This is a genomic window from Arthrobacter rhizophilus, from assembly GCF_026241105.1.
Lineage (GTDB): Bacteria > Actinomycetota > Actinomycetes > Actinomycetales > Micrococcaceae > Arthrobacter.
In genome coordinates, this window is the sequence record NZ_JAPFFT010000032.1 from 24,048 (window position 1) to 38,247 (window position 14,200).

A 14,200-nucleotide genomic window follows, 5' to 3' on the forward strand; every position below is an offset into this window, starting at 1 on the left:
CAAGGAGTAAGCCACAGAGAACCCCGTCCGGGAGCCCCTCCCCATGACGGTCCGGCAGGACTATTCTTTTGCCATGATTCAGCTTCCAGCCAGCTATCAGGAATACCTCGATGGCAAGGATGAGCGGTTCATCCAGACCATCCGCCCCATCTTGATGCAATCCGCCGCGGACAAGCTCCACGGTGTCCGTGTCCTCTACAACCCGGGGCTGACCGGCCACCAGGCCCACCTTGATGATTCCATTCCGTACGGCACCATCGTGGAGGACATCGACTAGCACGGGGCGACGCGGACCCCCGGGGTCCAGCGCGTGGCTTTGGCCTTGGCTGTGGGCTGCTCAGCCCTTCATCGCCCCGGAGAGTGCAAACGCGCTGCCTGAGCCCCGTGCCACCACGGTGTAAAGGACGAGCACGGGGACCGAATACAGGATGGAGAACGCGGCGAGCTCCCCGTAGGCGATGGCTCCATGCTGGCCGAAGAAGCTGAAAACGGAAACCGCGGCCGGCTGCTTGGCGGTGGACAGCAGCAGGATGAACGGGACGAAGAAGTTCCCCCAAGCCTGGATGAAGACGAAGATGAACACCACGCCCAGCCCTTGCCGCATCAAGGGCACGACGATTCTCCGCAGGGTGGCCAGTCCCGAGGCGCCGTCCATCCAGGCCGCTTCCTCCAGTTCCAATGGCACGGAGTCCATGAAGTTCTTGGTCATCCAGATGGCCATGGGCAAGGTGGTGGTTGCCATGAAGAAGATAGTCGCCGGCATCGAGTCCAGCAATTGCAACTGCACGAACAGGCCATAGACCGGCACCATGATTGCCGTGACCGGGAGCGACGTACCGAACAGGATCGCGTACAAGAACGGCTTGTTAAATCGCGACTGGTATCGGGACAGCGGATAGGCCGCAAGTACAGAAGCCGCCAGGTTCACGACGGCGGTACCGGCCGAGAGCAGGAGGCTGTTCAGGAGCGGCACGAACAACAGCTCAGGAGTCAGCACAGCTGCAAAGTTGGCGAACGACGGCGATTGCGGCCACCGCGTCTGGTATCCGGCGTGCGGATCAACGGAGGCAAGAAGCAGCCACGCAAGGGGCAGCACAAAGCACATGCCGATCACGGCCAAAGCTGCATTGGCAGCCAACCGGACACGGGGCCGTCTCCCCGCCACCGCCGTCGGGCGCCTTTCCGTAAATCGCGGCTCCCGGCGCAGGGACGTCACGAGTTCGCCCTGCGGAGGAGCCTGACGTACACCGTTCCGAAGACCATGCCGATCAGGATCAACACGGAAGCGATCGCGGTGCCGTAGCCGATATCTCCGAGCTTGAAGGCTTCCTGGTACGCGAGCACCGGCAAGGTGGTACTCGCGTTGGAGGGGCCACCAGCCGTCATCACCCAGATGAGGGTGAAGACTGCGAGCGTCTGGAGGGTGACAAGCATGAGATTGGTGGCGATGCTCCCGCGGATGATCGGCAGGGTGATGAAGGCGAGCCGCTGCCACCCCCGGGCGCCGTCCATGAGGGCGGCTTCGGAAATGTCGCGCGGGACCTGGGCGAGCGCCGCCCGGTAGACCAGCATGGAAAACGCGGTGCCCCGCCAGACATTGGCCAGGATGACGGCGGCCATGGGGAAGGCATACAGCCAGTTGGCGCCGTAAACGCCGAGCATTCCCAAGAGCTGGTTGAGCGTGCCGTCCTGGCTGAAGTATGCATACGCCGCGAAGGCAGCAACGATCTCCGGCAACACCCACGAGGCGATCACGGCGGTGCCCACGAGCGACGCCGTGGCACCCCCGGATTTGGTCATCAGCAGGGCGATGACCAGGCCCAGGACGTTCTGTCCGAGGATCGCGGACACAGCCACGAAAACCACGGTCAGCCAGGCAGAGAGCGGGAACACGGAATCCGTCAGCATCCGCGCGTAGTTGTCCAGGCCGATCCATTGAGGGTTCAAGGCGGCCTTGCCGGACAACGCGGCGTTGGTGAAGGAGGCGTAGAAGGACCACGCCACGGGTGCCAGCATGAACAGGACCAGCAGCAGGATTGACGGCACTACCGGCAGCAAGCGGAACCTGCGACGCAGAGAGCCGCGATGTAGGGAATCAGGGACTGGCATGCGTCATTTCTGCATGACCTTGGCGTCGCCGACCAGTTTCTTGACCGAAGCGTCGTATTCAGCTGCCGCCTCCGCTGGGCCCTGTTTTCCGGTGATAACCGCCTCGGTGGCCTGCTGGACTGCGAGGGAAATCTTCGGGTAGTCAGCGGTCGCCGGGCGATAGTGCGTCACACCCACAAGATCGGAAACGTCCTTCACAAACGGGTTGGCCGCTTGGTAGCCGGGATCCGAAGCGACATCGGCGCGGACGGCAATCTGGGAATTGTTGACGTCGAAGGCCAGCGCGTTCTTCTTGTTCACGGCAGTGGCCAGGAACTTGAAAGCCAAGCCCGGGCTCTTGGTCTTCGCGCCAACGGCGAGCGTCCATCCACCGGACATGCTCACGCCACCGGGATCCTGTCCAAACTGGGTGGGGAACTTGGCTACTCCCATATCCTGCGCATAGCCGGCCCACTCGTAGGAACCGCCTTTTTGCCAGAACGACGGCGCGTAGGAGCCTTCCACGGTGGCGCCCATTTTGCCCTGCGGCAGCCACTGTCCAAAGACCTTCTTCCACACATTCGAATCGAGGGCGTCCGCCGGGGTCACGGAAAGCCTCTCATCGTAGAGGGTCTTCAGGAACTGGAGCGAATCGGTGAATCCCTTGGATCCCACCACCCATTTCTTGTCGCTTTCCGAATACAGCGAGCTTCCCGTTCCATAAAGCAGTTCGTAGAAGCTCTGCATGACCGTCCCCTCACCGGTGCCTTTTCCGGCGTACATGCTGAAGGGAATCACGCTCGGATCCGCGGCCTTCATTTTGCGGGCCGCAGCCAGGATGTCATCCCAGGTTTTCGGCTGCCAGGGCAACGGTATGCCGGCCTTCTGGAGGACTGTCTTGTTGTACCAGATGGCCCTGGTGTCGGTGCCGAGCGGGACGGCATAGACACTGCCGTCGTCACCGCGTCCCGCGGCCTTGGCGCTCTCATTGAATTTGGACCATTCGTCCCAGTTGGCCAGTTGCGAGTCGAGCTTCATCAGGTATCCGGCGTCGACGTCCGAACGGACTTTGAAGGTGTCCTCGTAGAAGACGTCCGGTGCTGTGTCCGGAGACCGCTGGGCCAGCGCGAGCTTGGTGCCGTAGTCGTCGTCGTTGGCTTGGATAGGCTGCAGGTCCACAGTGACGCCTGAGTTGGCGGCTTCGAATTCCTGTTTGGCGTCTTTGAAGACCTTGTCCAGGGCGGTGAACGAGTCCGTCCTTTGATAGACGATCTTGATGGTCTGTTTTTCGTTAGCTTGCGGTTGGGTGGAACAGGCGGCCGAGGCCAAAAGGCCCACTACGCCGAGCAGTGCTGCTCCGATCCGGGCTGGGCGACGCATGACGCTCCGATCTTTTCAAGCGGCTGCAGCCCCCACACTTCAGCTGGCCCAGCCTGTTGCCGATATTAACAAAGACTGCCCTGCGACGCAGGGCAGTGAAAGGCTTCAGCCTTCCAACAGGAGCCGCTGTGCGCGCGGCGCAAGGGTGTGTTCCAGTACCAGGCAGGCCGCCCCGATGGCCCCGACGTCTTCGCCCACCCCGGTCCCGACAACTTCAATGCCGTGAATACTGTTCGCGGCGCTGTTGGCGGCTAGAAGGGCAGGAATTCGATCCAGATATCGCTCGGACATGCGGCCCCAGAAAGGGCCTCCAAAGACGACGCGTTCGACGTCGAGGGTGTTGGTCACCACCGCGACGGCCCGGGCAACCAGCACCGCCGACTTGTCGATAATGGCGATTGCGCGTTCGTCGCCTGAATCCGCGGCATCGCAGAGCCTGGCAAAGCCTTCCTGAACTTCGGGCCCCTCTGTACCCTTACGGCCACCGTCCAGTACGCCCTGCTCTTCGGCCTCGGCCACGAGGACCTGCGGGATGCAAGAGGACTTGACGCACCCCCGCAGACCGCAGTCACATGGAGGGCCGTCCGGGTCGACAATGATATGGCCGATTTCACCGGCGTTCCCTGATGTTCCGCGGACCACTTCGTCGTTCAGGACGATCCCGCAGCCGATGCCGGTACCCATGTACATGAAGACAAAACTGCCCGTGCCACTCGCCCCGCCGGCCCACGTTTCCGCGACGGCCGCGCTAGTCACGTCCTTGTCCACGAGGGTCTCCAGCCCCGTGGCTTCGGCGAGGGCGTCCCTCAAGTGCACCCGGTCCCACCCCACCATCAGGGGCGGGTCCACTACGGTGCCTTCATCGAGGTCTATGGGTCCCGGCGCCGCGACACCAAGTCCCGCGATCTTTCCCTGATCAACACCGGAGTCTTCGATCAGCGCCTTGATTTCCTCCGCGATGGCGGCGATGACGCGCTGCGGATTGCCGCCGGCAGGAGTAGGAATCCGGGAATGCTTCACAACGTCGCCCACCAGGTCCAGGACCACGGACGTAATGACTGCAGGATCAAGGTGGACGCCAAGCGCATACATTCCGGCGGGGTTCAGGCGCAAGATGGTGCGCGGTTTGCCTGGACCGCTGCCTTCCTTGCCTGCCTCGACAATGAGCCGTTGATCCAGCAAGCGGCGGGAGATGTTCGAGATTGTCTGCGGTGAAAGTCCAACGATCTGGGCCAGTTCCACGCGGCTCAGTCCGCCCGATGAGCGCCTGATTGCGTCGAGAATGACGGTCAGGTTGAAGTCCCCCATGCGTGGCAGATTGGTTCCGCGCCTCGGAGTCGGCTGGCGGATCTCAGTCACGGATTCCCCTAAAATCATTCGAATAATGCTATTGCATTTGCATCGTACGGCACGTGTGCGTGTCCCGGTATGCCCACACGCTTGTCGGGTGGAACGGACGCGGATATTGCAGACAGGAGGCCCCGGGACATGGCACTCATGCCGCAGGCCGAGCTGGACATCACCGCGGGACTCGTGCGGAGCTTGCTCGAGGAGCAGCTGCCCGCTTTCTCTCACCTTCCGTTGGAGCTAGCGGCCAACGGTTGGGACAACGTGATCTACCGTCTCGGCAAGGACTGGGCCGTCCGCTTGCCCCGACGCGAGGCGGCAGCACTGTTGGTACTCCATGAACAGCAGTACCTCCCGGTGTATGCACGGCGTTCCCCCGTTCCCCTCCCCCGCCCTATCCATTCAGGACGTCCATCCGCCGATTATCCATGGCACTGGAGCGTGACCCCTTGGTTGGAAGGAGTCTCCGCGGCGCTTGTGCCCCAGGCAACCCGGAATGCGGCGGCCGAGGACATGGCCGCGTTCCTCATCGCCATACACGTGCCCGCAGCACCGGACGCCCCAGTCAACCCCTTCCGCGGGGTTCCCCTCGGGACGAGGTCAGGCGCGGTACTGGACCGGCTCAATGATTCCGGCCGCTATCCGGAAGCCCCGCGCTTGCGGGAGCTTTGGTCCGAAGCCTGCCTGGTACCGCCGTGGAACGGGCCCAGCCTGTGGCTGCACGGAGATCTTCACCCCGCGAACGTCCTCCTGCGCCCAGGCGGGCAGCTCGCGGCTGTCCTCGACTTTGGCGACCTCGGGGCCGGAGACCCGGCGGCTGATCTCGCCGTCGCCTGGTTGATGTTCGACGCCGGTGCGCGGCACCGTTTCATGGCGGCCTTCGCACCCGCAGTTGATGCGGGCACGTGGAATCGGGCCCGGGGCTGGGCTGTCTTGTTCGCGACGGCCATGCTCAATTTTTCGGATGACAACCCGCAGATGTCGGGGATCGGGCACTTCGCGCTGGACCAGTTGCTGTCTGAGCCACACTGACCGAACCGTGCTCACCAAACCCCGCCGACGCCTAACGCTTAACACTGCGTGTCACGGTGAATTTCGGGTTCCTGCCTATTTCAGTGGTGGGACCAATCAGCCGTTCCAGCCCCGGGCGGTACTGCAAGTGGCTGTTGTAGACAGTCCAGAGTTCACCGCCGGAAGCCAGGACCCGTGCTGCTGCCTCAAACATCTTCGTGGCCGCGCCGGCATGGACGCTGGCACCAAGGTGGAACGGAGGGTTGAGCAAGATGAGGTCTGCACTGCCTGGTTCGAAGGCGGACATGGCGTCGTCCTGAACTACGGTGACTCGGTCTCCCAACCCATTGGCCGCCGCGGTGGCCCGCGTGGACGCGACGGCTGCGGCCGATTGGTCTGTCCCGGTAACGCGGGAGTTAGGCCGGTTACGTGCGTACATCGTGGCGAGGATTCCTGTTCCGCAGCCGAGGTCCACCGCGTGGCGCGCATCGGGAATCCTGTCCAGGAAGCCCAAAAGGAATCGGGTGCCGATGTCCAGCTTCGTACCCGAGAACGCAGCACCGTGGGCACACACCGTAATCCCTAGCTCGGTGTTCTGTTCCGAGACGGGGAAGGGTGGCGCACCCGCCGGGAGCTTGGGGCTGCCGGCAAGCAGGACACGCGACTTCCGCTGCGCGAGCTGTGGCTGGACGAACTCAAAGCTGCGCTCCAGGACGGCGTTCATGCCCACGGACATGTGCTTGACGCGTCCACCGGCCAGCAGGACTGCGCCCGGCGCTGCAAAGCGCGCTACGGCGTCGGCTATCTCCTCCAGTTCCGCGAGCGCTTTGGGCAACTGCATAATCACCAGTTCGGCGTCGTCGAGCAGTCCGGCTCCCAACTCGAACTGTTCGAAGCGGCCGGACAGTCCTGACGCCTCGGCGTTCCGTTGGAGTGCGAGCCTGCTCACGTAAAGGTCTTGAGTCACACGGACGTGCTCGACGCCGAGGGCCGCCAAAGCGCCCAGGGTCAAGGCTCCATAGCGGTCGCCGATAACCGCAACGCGGGCCTTCGGGCCACGCACGTACCCTGCCGCGGTCTCAAGGAGAAGATGATCGGTGGCGTCGTGCGCTTGCAGGTTCTCGGCCTCGACGTCGGGGAACCGGCGCAGACCGCCAAACAGCGCATTAAGGTCCACTGCGCGAGTGTCGTTAGGGTCCGTTGGGGTCACGCTGAACTCGAGCCTTCTTTCGATTCTCGGCTTGCTGGAATGTCCGGCGGCCTCCAGCAATCTATCCCCCGCTGAAAGTCTCGACAACACGGGGGCTGCGGAGGATGGTAGAGATTGCAGGTAACCGACCGTCTGTCCGCTGCTGAAGGGCACGGCACGCGCCGCAAGCAGCTCAGACACAGCAGGGTCCGTTGCGGAGAGCGAGCCACGTCGCGGACCTAGAAAATCAGGCTCCCACTCCCCTTGTGAGCAGACCATGACTGTCAACCTCGTCACGCAGCTTCAAGTAAAGTCGCACAATTCCCCTGATGAAACCCGCCGTCCGGACAAAACCTTGGTGGAAAACGTCACTGTTGGTGACTACACCATCGGCCGCCTCAGCTTCGAGCCAGGGTGGAGTTGGGCGGATTGCATCAAACCGGTGGTCCAAACCGATTCCTGCCAGCTCAACCACGTGGGGTACTGCATTGCCGGCTCCCTGGAAGTCGAGACGGAGGACGGCAAGAAGATCAGCATTTCCAAAGGAGATTCCTACACCATCCCGCCAGGACACAACGCCTGGGTCGTAGGCGACGAGACCTACTCGGCCATCGAGTTTGTCAGCGCCGCAGAATATGGAGTCAAGACCGAGTAGCAGCCCTACCTCCTTTAAAACCCGCCTGCCGGTGTCCCGGAACCTTAGCCCGGGACACCGGCAGCAGCACACCCGCACCCAGCCATCAAGGAGTCCCCATGCGCAAGGCCCTACTCGTCGTCAGCTCGCTCTTATTCCTCGACACTATCGTCCAGCTGTACCTCGCCGGATTCGGAACCTTCAGCGAGAAGCTCCTCGGAGACCAATCGTTCACGCCGCACATGCTCAACGGACAGATCGTCATGCGGTCCCTCGCGCTCTTGGCTATTCTCTTTGCAGCCCTTGCCAAGTCGGGGAAGTCGACCATCTGGCTCACGGTCGGCATCTTCCTCTTGACCTGGGTTCAACTCCTTGTCTTCATTCTGGGAGGTATCCTGACCGGCGCGAGCCAAGAGAATCCAAACCTGCCTGGCGCTTGGACAGTCTCCATACACGCCGTCAGCGGGCTGTTGATCATCTTCTCGACCTATTGGCTCTTCCTCCGGGCGCGGCGCCTGGACCGAAGCGGGAGCGTAGCGAAAACCCGGGCGCAGGAGTCCCTCCCGGCGTCGTCCTGACCGCGGGACAACTGCGGAAATGCCGGCGTCGGCCGTCCTTGGGATCGACTTGATCCTTGCCGCGTTGTGCGCGGCGTCGTGGATCAGCGGGCTCGCCGCGTGGTTCGTAGGGGCGCGGCCGGCGGCCCCCGCCTGGCTTCCCGCGTGGGCGGTCACGGCGGGTGCGTTAGTCGGGTTGGTGCTCGCCGCCGGCCGAATGGCGGTTCTCCTCACGGGACGGCCAGAGCTCGTCGGCGACCGGCTTCTCGGATGCCTCGCCTTCACTGTGCCCGGCGCGGCGATCGGCGCCGTAGCACTTACACTCACGAGGCGGGCAAGCGCCGTCGTCCTCCCCCTGCTGACGACGGCAGCGGCGCTCACGACGGCGGGACTCCTGTCCGTCGTCACGCTCGGCACCCCGGCGGGCTGGCTGCCTCTGGCTGTCCTGGCCGTGCTCGCAGTCCTCGGAACTGCGTCCGGGACCCTCGGGGCCAGGCATGGCTGGCGGAACCGGGGGACGATCGCCGCCGGTTCCTTGGGAGTGGTTGTGCTCGTGGGAGCCCTCGCGGTTTCATGGATGGACAGCCGGGCCTCGCCGCCGTCGTCGTTCCGCGCCATGGGTCACCACGCCGGCACAAGCCCCGTTGCGGAGACCGCCCGTAGCGTGGACACGCTGCGGGCCCCCGCACCGCTTGGACCGGTGCGCGAGTACACCCTTCATGCGCGCAGCGAACGCGTCACGCTCGACGACGGCACAAACGCCGACGCGCTCACGTTCGGCTCGCTGCCGGGACCTGAACTGCGGGCCAGCCAGGGCGAGACCGTGCGGGTGACACTCCTGAACGACAACGTGCCCGACGGCGTGACACTCCACTGGCACGGCTACGACGTGCCCAACGCGATGGACGGCGTCCCGGGTGTCACCCAGGACGCCGTCATGCCGGGTCAGAGCTTCATCTACGAGTTCCCGGCCGCGCAAGCCGGAACGTATTGGTACCACACCCACCAAAACGCATCCGCCGACGAGCCGAAGGGCCTCTATGGAGCGCTCGTCGTCGACCCTCCAGGCAGCCCCGCCCCGGATATCCAGGACATCACGGTACCCGTGCACACTCTCGCCGGCTCCACGCTCTTCGGCGGGCACGCTGCGGTCTGGACGGAACAGAAAACCCCCGGATCACGCGTGAGGCTACGGATCATCAACACGGACCAGCTCACCCAGCGATTCAGTCTGTCCGGGGTCGCGTTCAGGATCACTGCGATCGACGGCGGCGACCTTGCCTTAGGCGACGGCCCGGCCGCAGGGGAAATGACCGGGACGGTTTTGCCGCTCGCCGCCGGCGGACGCTACGACGTCGAGTTCACCATGCCCGATCAGCCGGTCCAGCTTGCCCTCGAGGGCGGGCGCACCGGTGGGCTCTCGCTCGTTCCACGGGCGACGCCGTCGGCCTCCCCTGTGCCTCCGGGACCTGCACCGCGCTTCGTGCCGGGCCCCGAGTTGGATCTCGCCACCTACGGTGTGCCCGCAGCGCTCCCGGCCCCCACCGCCGATGTGTCGGTTACGTATGTTCTCGACCACCTGATCCGCTTTGTCGACGGGGTGCCCCGCTTCGCGTTCACCGTCAACGGTGCGGTGTATCCCAACATCCCGCCCCTCGTGGTCCAGGACGGCGATCGCGTGCTCGTCACGGTGGTGAACCGCAGCGACGACGTCCACCCCATGCACCCGCATGGGCACCACGTGCGCGTGCTATCGATCGACGGGCGTCCGGTCAGCACGGATCTCCGCATGGACAGCATGGAGGTGCGCCCTGGACAAATGTGGACAATGCTGCTCACCGCGGACAATCCCGGCATCTGGATGGACCACTGCCACAACCTCGCCCATGCCAGGGACGGAATGATGTTCCACCTTGCCTACGACGGCATCTCGTCGCCCTTCAACCACAATGGGGCTTCACAGAACCGTCCGGAATGAAGAAACTGTGCAAGGGGATGCCGGCCGCCACGAAGCCGGCAGCGCTTAGCGCGGATTTACTCCCCGGCCTGCTGCCAAATGCGAAACGCATCTACAATCGTGGCAGGCCACGCCTCGGACAAACGGTTTCATGCCGAACGGGATACGCGGTCGTCGTTTCCCCGACAACTAGAGGACGTGGTTCCATGGCTTTCGTTGAACCAACCGCCGATGTCTCAGAGCATGCGCTCATTGGCCAGGGCACAAGAATCTGGCATCTGGCCCAGGTTAGGGAAGATGCCCGCCTTGGCGACAACTGCAACATTGGCCGAGGGGCCTATGTGGGGCCTGGCGTCGAAATAGGACCCAATTCCAAACTTCAAAACTACGCGTTGGTCTATGAACCCGCCCGGCTCGGCGCCGGAGTCTTCATCGGGCCAGCAGCCGTGCTCACCAACGACACGTACCCTCGGGCCGTGAGCCCCGACGGCACCCTAAAGTCCGCCGACGACTGGACAGCCGTGGGCGTGGTCGTGGAAGACGGGGCGGCAATAGGAGCCCGCGCGGTGTGCATTGCGCCCATAACAATCGGCAGGTGGGCAACGGTTGCCGCAGGCGCGGTGGTCGTCCGGGACGTCCCGGCCTTCGCGTTGGTTGCGGGAGTTCCCGCCAAGCAAATCGGCTGGGTCGGCAAATCCGGGCATCCTCTTCGGCCCGACGGCGATGAATTGGTGTGCCCCGAGACCGGGGAGCGCTACATCAAGGACGGAGACTCCCTGAAAGAAGCGCGAACTGTATGAGCAAGGTCCGGGCCGCCGTCGTCGGGGGCGGAATCATCGGCATCGCCGTGGCGCGCCAGCTCACCCGGAGCCTCGACAACGTGGACGTGACGGTATTCGAGAAGGAGAACGGGCTCGCCGGGCACCAGACCGGCCACAACAGCGGCGTGGTCCACGCTGGGCTCTATTACGAGCCAGGGAGCCTGAAGGCGAGGCTCTGTCGCCGCGGCGTGGACCTGCTCCGGCAGTTCACGGTAGAAAAGAACCTCGGCTACGAGGAGTGCGGCAAAGTAGTCGTCGCGCACAATGCCGGCGAACTTGACCGGCTCAAGACCATACACGGACGGGCCATGGCCAATGGCGTCCCGGACGTCCGCATGATCGATGCGGACGAACTCGCCATCGTCGAGCCGCATGCCCGCGGCCTGGCCGCCCTGCATTCGCCGCGAACCGCAATCGTCGATTACGGTGCCATCACCGATGCGCTGGCCCAGGACGTACGTGCCGCAGGCGGGAACATCGTGCTGGGACTGCCTGTGACCGGTGTGGAAGACCGCGGCCACGAGGTGCGGGTGCAGTCCTCCCGCGGCACCGAAGCCTTCGACGTCGTTATCACCTGCGCGGGCCTGCAGTCCGATCGGCTGGCCCACGCCGCCGGAGACCCCGCCGACCCCCGTATTGTGCCGTTTTTCGGCGACTACTTTCTGCTCCGGCCCGAGAAACGTTCCTTGGTCAAAGGCCTGATTTATCCCGTGCCGGACCCGCGATATCCCTTCCTCGGCGTCCACCTGACCAAACGCATCGACGGCGCCATCCTGGTAGGCCCCAACGCTTTCCTGGCCGGCGGCCGGGAAGCCTATCGGCGCACCCAACTCTCCCCCGACGACCTCCGCTCGGTACTGGGGTTCCCCGGATTCTGGCGGTTCGCTGCCCGCAACCTGCCCGCCGCCGCCCGGGAGGCTCGCACTGTGATTAACACCCGCGCCTTCGTGAGGGAAGCACAGAAGTACGTCCCGGACATCCTGCCGGGCGATGTCACGCGCGGCCCCCGCGGAATCCGGGCGCAAGCAATGACCTCCGACGGCGGCCTCGTCGACGATTTTGTGATCACCGGCAGCAACCGCGTACTCCACGTACGGAACGCACCCTCGCCGGGGGCAACCTCGTCGATGGCCATTGCCGAGCACATCGTGGCCGAAGCAATGGGACGCGCCAAACTCTCGTGATGCGGCGAGGCTGACGGGCCCAAACGCGCGGCCATTTACTCACTGACCCCCAGGGTTCGCTCCGACATCCGCTGGCATTTCCGCGTGTCCGAAGCCAAAAAACAGGTAACCGACCGCCGTCCCCGACGTGCAGCGCCCAAAAAAACGGGTACCGGCACTCGTGCCACGCTCCCGGCTGGCTCCATATGCTTCGGTCATTCAGTGCCCTGAAGAAACTTGGATAGAAGCGGGTCGCGACATGAGCTACAACCGAACTTTCCTGTTGGCTGTGCGCCGCTCGGTCCTACCGACCATTCTGGCCATGATCGCTACGATCCTTCCGTTGCAGATGGCAGCAGTTCCCGCCGTCGCAGCCCCAAATCCATGCTCCATACCCGTCACCAACCCGGTTGCTTGCGAAAACACACTTGCCGGGAACCCCGATTCGGAATGGCAGGTCTTCGGGGCCGGAGACGACACGATCCAGGGTTACGGCACATCGATGAGCGTCAATATAGGCGAGTCGATCGCGTTCAAGATTCTGACGCCCGCGTCGTCCTACCACATCGATGTATATCGGCTTGGTTACTACCAAGGCTTGGGTGCCCGCAAAGTTGCCTCGAACCTGCTCCCCTCCGCTGCACTGCCGCAAACCCAGCCAGCCTGCAACACATACTCCGATACGGGACTCATCGACTGCGGAAACTGGAGCGTGTCGGCTTCCTGGGCAGTGCCGTCCACTGCGGTCTCCGGTGTCTACATCGCAAGGCTCGTTCGTAATGACACGAACGGCGCGAGCATCATCCCGTTCGTGGTCCGGAACGACTCCGCACATTCAGAGATGCTGTTCCAGACCTCGGATGAGGCGTGGCAGGCATACAACACCTACGGCGGCAACAGTCTCTATTCATGTACCGTCGCTTGCCCACCCGGCAGTCCGCAGGCGTATAAGGCAGCCTTCAAGGTCTCCTACAACAGGCCATTTAGTTCCGCCGAGGACGACCAGGGCCGAAGCTGGCTGATGTACGCCGAGTACCCGATGATCCGGTTCATGGAAGCCAACGGGTACGACATGAGCTACATGAGCGGCAATGATGTCGCGACTAAGGGTTCCCTGCTGCTCAACCACAAGACATTCATGTCCGTGGGGCATGACGAGTACTGGTCTGGCGACCAACGCGCCAATGTCGAAGCCGCCCGGGACGCCGGGGTGAACCTTGCGTTCTTCAGCGGCAACGAGGTCTTCTGGAAGACACGCTGGGAGCCGAGCGTCGCGGGACCCAGCACACCCGGCCGAACCCTGGTGGCCTACAAGGACACGCATTTCAACGCCCCAACGGACCCGGTCTCCTGGACGGGCACCTATCGGGACCCCCGCTTTGGGACCTCCGGTGGTGGAGGAAACCCGGAAAACTCGTTGACAGGCCAGTTCTTCGCCGTCAATTCAGGAACCACCGACATCACGGTTCCCTCGCAGTACAGGAGTCTCCGGCTGTGGAGAAACACGAGCGTTGCCACGATGGCCGCCGGATCTACCGTGACTCTCGGTGCGGGCCTCGGCACGCTCGGTTACGAATGGGATACTGACGCCGATAACGGCTTCCGACCCGCCGGTCTCTTCAAGTTGTCGGCAACCACGAACACGTCTGCGGAAGTGTTCACGGATTACGGTTCGCTGACCGCCCAGGGAAAAACGGCCACCCATAACCTCACAATGTACAAGGCACCGAGTGGAGCGCTCGTCTTTGGTGCCGGAACGGTCCAGTGGTCGTCGGGGCTGGATGATTTCACCACTGGCCTACCGGTGGACAAGAACATGCAGCAGGCCACTGTCAACCTCTTCGCAGATATGGGATCCCAGCCGACAACAATCATTTCCGGACTAACGGCCGCCACCGGATCCACGGACGTCACTCCGCCGACGTCCACCATTGCTGCACCATCCTTCGGCGCGAACATCGCAGACGGAACCATCGTCACCATCAGCGGCACGGCTACCGACGTCGGCGGGGTGGTGGCCGGCGTCGAGGTTTCCACCGACGGCGGCACCAGC

General features: G+C 63.6%; 13 protein-coding genes. 8 read left to right on the forward strand and 5 right to left on the reverse strand.

Annotated features, from left to right (window positions below; translation table 11 throughout):
* The first annotated feature begins 73 nt into the window (after positions 1 to 73).
* Entirely contained in the window at positions 74 to 277 is a 204-nt protein-coding gene (locus tag OOZ51_RS19300) for a hypothetical protein (RefSeq protein WP_265981384.1), read from the forward strand.
* A 60-nt stretch (positions 278 to 337) separates the two neighbouring features.
* Here the strand turns inward: OOZ51_RS19300 and OOZ51_RS19305 are convergent, their stop codons facing one another.
* The 4 genes from OOZ51_RS19305 to OOZ51_RS19320 all read right to left on the reverse strand — a co-directional run bounded on the left by OOZ51_RS19305 (position 338) and on the right by OOZ51_RS19320 (position 4,827).
* The gene (locus tag OOZ51_RS19305) at positions 338 to 1,105 is read right to left on the reverse strand and encodes a carbohydrate ABC transporter permease (RefSeq protein ID WP_265981396.1); all 768 of its coding nucleotides are present in this window, start codon (positions 1,103 to 1,105) and stop codon (positions 338 to 340) included.
* A 107-nt stretch (positions 1,106 to 1,212) separates the two neighbouring features.
* Positions 1,213 to 2,109 carry a carbohydrate ABC transporter permease gene (locus tag OOZ51_RS19310; RefSeq protein ID WP_265981385.1) on the reverse strand — a complete coding sequence of 299 codons (897 nt, stop codon included), beginning with the start codon at positions 2,107 to 2,109 and terminating at the stop codon, positions 1,213 to 1,215.
* 3 nt (positions 2,110 to 2,112) lie between these two features.
* The gene (locus tag OOZ51_RS19315; RefSeq protein WP_265981386.1) at positions 2,113 to 3,468 is read right to left on the reverse strand and encodes an extracellular solute-binding protein; all 1,356 of its coding nucleotides are present in this window, start codon (positions 3,466 to 3,468) and stop codon (positions 2,113 to 2,115) included.
* A gap of 105 nt (positions 3,469 to 3,573) precedes the next feature.
* Positions 3,574 to 4,827 (reverse strand): ROK family protein, encoded by a 1,254-nt coding sequence (locus OOZ51_RS19320; protein WP_265981387.1) that lies wholly within the window; start codon positions 4,825 to 4,827, stop codon positions 3,574 to 3,576.
* Positions 4,828 to 4,956: 129 nt separating this feature from the next.
* On the opposite strand from OOZ51_RS19320, the gene OOZ51_RS19325 reads away from it, so the two are divergent.
* On the forward strand, positions 4,957 to 5,847 hold the full coding sequence (locus tag OOZ51_RS19325; RefSeq protein WP_265981388.1) for an aminoglycoside phosphotransferase family protein: 891 nt from the start codon (positions 4,957 to 4,959) through the stop codon (positions 5,845 to 5,847).
* Positions 5,848 to 5,878: 31 nt separating this feature from the next.
* Here OOZ51_RS19325 and OOZ51_RS19330 read toward each other — a convergent pair whose 3' ends face one another.
* Positions 5,879 to 7,036, reverse strand: a complete 1,158-nt coding sequence (locus tag OOZ51_RS19330) for a class I SAM-dependent methyltransferase (protein ID WP_265981389.1) — start codon at positions 7,034 to 7,036, stop codon at positions 5,879 to 5,881.
* A 256-nt stretch (positions 7,037 to 7,292) separates the two neighbouring features.
* On the opposite strand from OOZ51_RS19330, the gene OOZ51_RS19335 reads away from it, so the two are divergent.
* From OOZ51_RS19335 to OOZ51_RS19360, 6 genes are all read left to right on the forward strand, one after another.
* Entirely contained in the window at positions 7,293 to 7,670 is a 378-nt protein-coding gene (locus tag OOZ51_RS19335; protein ID WP_265981390.1) for a cupin domain-containing protein, read from the forward strand.
* A 98-nt stretch (positions 7,671 to 7,768) separates the two neighbouring features.
* Positions 7,769 to 8,227, forward strand: coding sequence for a DUF6220 domain-containing protein (locus OOZ51_RS19340; RefSeq protein WP_265981391.1), 459 nt, complete (start codon positions 7,769 to 7,771; stop codon positions 8,225 to 8,227).
* Positions 8,228 to 8,246: 19 nt separating this feature from the next.
* Positions 8,247 to 10,184, forward strand: coding sequence for a multicopper oxidase family protein (locus OOZ51_RS19345; RefSeq protein ID WP_265981392.1), 1,938 nt, complete (start codon positions 8,247 to 8,249; stop codon positions 10,182 to 10,184).
* A gap of 185 nt (positions 10,185 to 10,369) precedes the next feature.
* The gene (locus tag OOZ51_RS19350; RefSeq protein ID WP_265981393.1) at positions 10,370 to 10,963 is read left to right on the forward strand and encodes an N-acetyltransferase; all 594 of its coding nucleotides are present in this window, start codon (positions 10,370 to 10,372) and stop codon (positions 10,961 to 10,963) included.
* A complete protein-coding gene (gene lhgO / locus OOZ51_RS19355) occupies positions 10,960 to 12,168 on the forward strand; it encodes an L-2-hydroxyglutarate oxidase (protein ID WP_265981394.1) in 1,209 nt (402 codons plus the stop codon). Before OOZ51_RS19350 ends, lhgO begins: the two co-directional genes overlap by 4 nt.
* A gap of 238 nt (positions 12,169 to 12,406) precedes the next feature.
* Positions 12,407 to 14,200, forward strand: a 1,794-nt coding sequence (locus OOZ51_RS19360) for a N,N-dimethylformamidase beta subunit family domain-containing protein (protein ID WP_323054814.1), incomplete at its 3' end; no start/stop codon positions are given.

What these genes read in the sequence shown, in the direction of transcription:
- OOZ51_RS19300 (WP_265981384.1), top strand. Translation starts at nt 74, where the DNA reads ATGATTCAGCTTCCAGCCAGCTATCAGGAATACCTCGATGGCAAGGAT.
- OOZ51_RS19305 (WP_265981396.1), bottom strand. Translation starts at nt 1,105, where the DNA reads ATGTGCTTTGTGCTGCCCCTTGCGTGGCTGCTTCTTGCCTCCGTTGAT.
- OOZ51_RS19310 (WP_265981385.1), bottom strand. Translation starts at nt 2,109, where the DNA reads ATGCCAGTCCCTGATTCCCTACATCGCGGCTCTCTGCGTCGCAGGTTC.
- OOZ51_RS19315 (WP_265981386.1), bottom strand. Translation starts at nt 3,468, where the DNA reads ATGCGTCGCCCAGCCCGGATCGGAGCAGCACTGCTCGGCGTAGTGGGC.
- OOZ51_RS19325 (WP_265981388.1), top strand. Translation starts at nt 4,957, where the DNA reads ATGGCACTCATGCCGCAGGCCGAGCTGGACATCACCGCGGGACTCGTG.
- OOZ51_RS19335 (WP_265981390.1), top strand. Translation starts at nt 7,293, where the DNA reads ATGACTGTCAACCTCGTCACGCAGCTTCAAGTAAAGTCGCACAATTCC.
- OOZ51_RS19340 (WP_265981391.1), top strand. Translation starts at nt 7,769, where the DNA reads ATGCGCAAGGCCCTACTCGTCGTCAGCTCGCTCTTATTCCTCGACACT.
- OOZ51_RS19345 (WP_265981392.1), top strand. Translation starts at nt 8,247, where the DNA reads ATGCCGGCGTCGGCCGTCCTTGGGATCGACTTGATCCTTGCCGCGTTG.
- OOZ51_RS19350 (WP_265981393.1), top strand. Translation starts at nt 10,370, where the DNA reads ATGGCTTTCGTTGAACCAACCGCCGATGTCTCAGAGCATGCGCTCATT.
- lhgO (WP_265981394.1), top strand. Translation starts at nt 10,960, where the DNA reads ATGAGCAAGGTCCGGGCCGCCGTCGTCGGGGGCGGAATCATCGGCATC.